Below are 3,405 nucleotides of genomic sequence, written 5' to 3' on the forward strand. Positions count from 1 at the left end.
CCCCCCGCGCGCCGTCCCCACGCCCCCGCGCCAGCAGCAGCCGCAGACCCCCGGCAAGCACCAGCCCAAGCCCAACAACCCGGCCCAGCAGACCAACCAGCAGAAGAAGAAGGTCGAACCGCTGATCTCGCCGATCATCAAGTCGGTCGAGTCCGGGGTCCAGAACGCGCTGGGCAAGTTCCACCGCTACGAGCGCACCCTGCGCGACGCCGCCACCCGCCACCTCGTCGCCTCTGACCAGTGGGCCAAGAAGGCCGACAGGATGCGCGGCAGCAAGGTGCCGGGAGCGAACTGGCGCGCCGGGCTTGCCGACAAGTACGGCAAGTACCGGGCCGGCCGGGCCACCTGGTACGGCAACCAGTCGAAGAAGCTCGGCGAGATCACCAAGAAGACGCTGCGCCAGGGCGGCATCCACGGCCACATCCCGGTCGACAAGAACGACCCGACCCGGACCGGCTGGAAGAAGCTGATCCCGACCCAGCGGCTGATGTCCGCGACCCTGGCCGACAAGTTCAACCGACTGCCGAACGGCAAGACGAACCCCAAGATCACCAACAGCCCGGCGGTCAAGAACGCCGTCAACAACGGCCAGAAGGTCACCAACAACATCAAGCGCATCGGCGGGCTCAGGGGCGCCGAGACCCTCCGGCGCGGGCTGACCAAGGTCTCCGGCCCGGTCGCCATCGCGGCCGGGATCGCCGAGACGAGCTGGCAGATCGCCCACGGCGCCAAGCCCGGCGAGGCGATCGGCAAGACGGGCTCCTCGATCGCGGTCTCCGCCGCGGCCGGCAGCGCGACCACCGCGCTGCTCGGCACCGCGGCCGCCTCCGCGTTCGTGCCCGGCCCCGGCTGGGCGGTCGCCGGCGGCATCGTCGTCGGCATCGGCGCCAGCTACGCCTGGGACAAGCTCGGCGGCTCGAAGCTCGCGGCCAAGGCCGGCGGCTGGGTCCAGGACCAGGGCACGAAGGCGTTCAACGGCGCCAAGAAGGCCGTCAGCAGCGGCGTGAACAAGGTCAAGAAGAAGCTCAAGTTCTGGTGACCCCGGCCGGCCTCAGCCGCGCCGCCAGAACGACCCCCACTGCCGAGGTTCGAACGGCAGCTGGTCCGCCGCGTCATACGCGGCGACCGCCTCCGCGGTCCGTCCCAGGTCGCTGAGCAGGACGCTGCTCTCGCGCAGCGCCGACACCGCCAGCTCGCGGGTGGCCGGCTGCGGGCCGAACCGATACCCGGAGACCACCTCGTCATAGCTCTCCAGCGCCCGCTCCGGCCGCCCCAGCTCGGCCAGCGCCCGCGCCTTGCCCACCAACGCCTCCAGCCGCTGTACGAACGTGGTCGGCGCGTTCTCGTCGTCGGAGGCCAGCTCCATGGCGACCCGAAGGTGGTCGTCGATCACCCGCTGGAACGCCTCCAACGCCTCCTCCAGCCGCCCCCGCTCGGCCAGCGTCCGGCCCCGGTGCACCAACGCGTCCGCGACCAGCCCCCGGCTCTCCCCGTCGGCGTCGTCCCCGTGCTCGGCGACCAGGTCCCGATACCCGGCCAGCGCCTCGTCCACCCGGCCCAGCCCCGCCAGGATCTGCGCGCTGTTCAACTGCGCGCGCTGCAGGTGATGGCGCAGCTCGGCCACCGGCTCGGCCCGATAGTCCGCGACGACCTCCCCGAACCCGTCCAGCGCCTCCCCCGGCCGCCCCAGCTCCTCCGCGGTGGCCGCCCTGTTGACCAGCGCCCCGAGGTAATGGTCCCGTGCACCCTCCCGCGGCGCGGCCCGATACGACGCGATCGCGTCGTCATAGCCGTCGCACGCCTCCACCACCCGCTCCAACCGGTCCAGCGCCACCGCCCGGTTGTAGAGCGCCTCCACGACCCGATCGGCCAGCTCCGGCACCGACGTCCCCCGGTACCGGTCCAGCGCCACGTCGTAAGCGGCAACGGCCTCGTCCAGCCGATCCGCCCGAGCCAGCACCAGCGCCTTGGCGAACACCGCCAGCGCCACCACCCGCCGCGTCTCCGGATCCGGGTCGGCATCGAACCGGTCCACCAGCTTGTCGTAGGCCGCCACCGCCCGCTCGACCCGACCGCCCACCGCCAACGCACCGGCCCGATGCAGCAACTTCTCCGCCCGAGCCACCCCGGCATTATCCCGACCGGCGCAGCCCAAAGGCTCGAAGCAACGGATGCCGTGCCCGCACCGGCCGCCGACACCGCCGCGCACACTCCTCACACCGTGGCCCCGGCGGCACCAGCATCGAACACCGCCGAGGCAGCACCCGATGCCCACAGAACGCCACCGGCGCCCCGTCCGGAACGGCATGCTCCCACCCGTCCGCCGCACTGGTAACCCAGTCAAACATTTTGCGGAAAGTCCTTTGCGGTAAGAATGCGGACCGCACACGCTATTTGACAATTCAGTACGATTTCCAGTGCGAATTCCTAAGACGGAGTCTCACCGAGAGATAACGTCGCCAAATGAGACGGAGGTAAACGATGTCGACAGTGGGACCAACGGTGGTCAGGCGTCAGCTCGGACGACGGCTGCGCGAGCTGCGCAACGGGACGGGCATGACGGTGGACGAGGTGACGGCGGACCGCTACCTCGGCATCTCACGCGCCAAGCTGTTCCGGCTCGAAGCCGGCAAACACTCGGTGAAGCCGCAGGACATCAGCATCCTGTGCGGGCAGTACGGGATCACAGCCAGGGAAGAGGTCAAGACGCTGCAGGCGCTGGCCCTGGCCACGCAGGAACGAAGCTGGTGGCACATCTACGGCGAGGGCGCCGTCCCGGAGTGGTTCAGCCTCTTCGTGGACCTCGAACCGATGGCGTCGGTGCACCGCCACTACGAGGTGGAGGTCGTCCCAGGTCTGCTGCAGACCCGGGACTACGCCTGGGCGCTCTTCCGGGCATACAACCCCGAACACGACCTGGATGAAATCGAGCGTTCCGTCGAGGTGCGCATGCACCGGCAGAAGGTCTTCGAACATGCCCCGTCCCCCAATCTGCACGCCGTGATCAACGAGGCCGCCCTGCTGCGCACCGTCGGCGGGGACAGGGTGATGGCGGCGCAGCTGGCCAGCCTCCGGGAGGCCGCCGACCGACCCGAGGTCACCATCGACGTCCTTCCACTGAGCGCCGGCGCGCACGCCGCGATGAACGGCGCGTTCGTCCGCCTGGACTTCCCGGACCCAACCGAAGACCCTTCGATGGCCTACATCGAGACCGCGTGCTCAGCCGCCTACCTGGAGAAACCAACCGAGACAAGCCGCTACGACTCGATCTTCGACTGGATCCTCCCCAGAACCGTCCCCCTCCACAATTACTCACCCTGACCACTCGTACCCCCCACCCGCGAGTCGGGGCTCTCAGCACACTGAGTCGCGCGTTTCAGCACACCCGTGTCGGTCTCGGCGGGG

At 69.7% G+C, this 3,405-nt stretch carries 3 protein-coding genes; 2 read left to right on the top strand and 1 reads right to left on the bottom strand.

Going from position 1 to position 3,405, the window contains the following annotated elements:
- The coding region (locus tag N912_RS64930; protein ID WP_037070443.1) for a hypothetical protein at positions 1-1,039 on the top strand (1,039 nt) is incomplete at its 5' end.
- A 12-nt stretch (positions 1,040-1,051) separates the two neighbouring features.
- Here the strand turns inward: N912_RS64930 and N912_RS0148065 are convergent.
- Positions 1,052-2,125: a tetratricopeptide repeat protein gene (locus N912_RS0148065; RefSeq protein ID WP_028928010.1), complete on the bottom strand. Its 1,074-nt coding sequence runs from the start codon at positions 2,123-2,125 to the stop codon at positions 1,052-1,054.
- 356 nt (positions 2,126-2,481) lie between these two features.
- On the opposite strand from N912_RS0148065, the gene N912_RS0148070 reads away from it, so the two are divergent.
- Entirely contained in the window at positions 2,482-3,321 is an 840-nt protein-coding gene (locus N912_RS0148070; protein ID WP_037070444.1) for a helix-turn-helix domain-containing protein, read from the top strand.
- Positions 3,322-3,405: the final 84 nt, after the last annotated feature.

Source organism: Actinospineispora acaciae DSM 45401, from assembly GCF_000620785.1.
GTDB lineage: Bacteria > Actinomycetota > Actinomycetes > Mycobacteriales > Pseudonocardiaceae > Pseudonocardia > Pseudonocardia acaciae.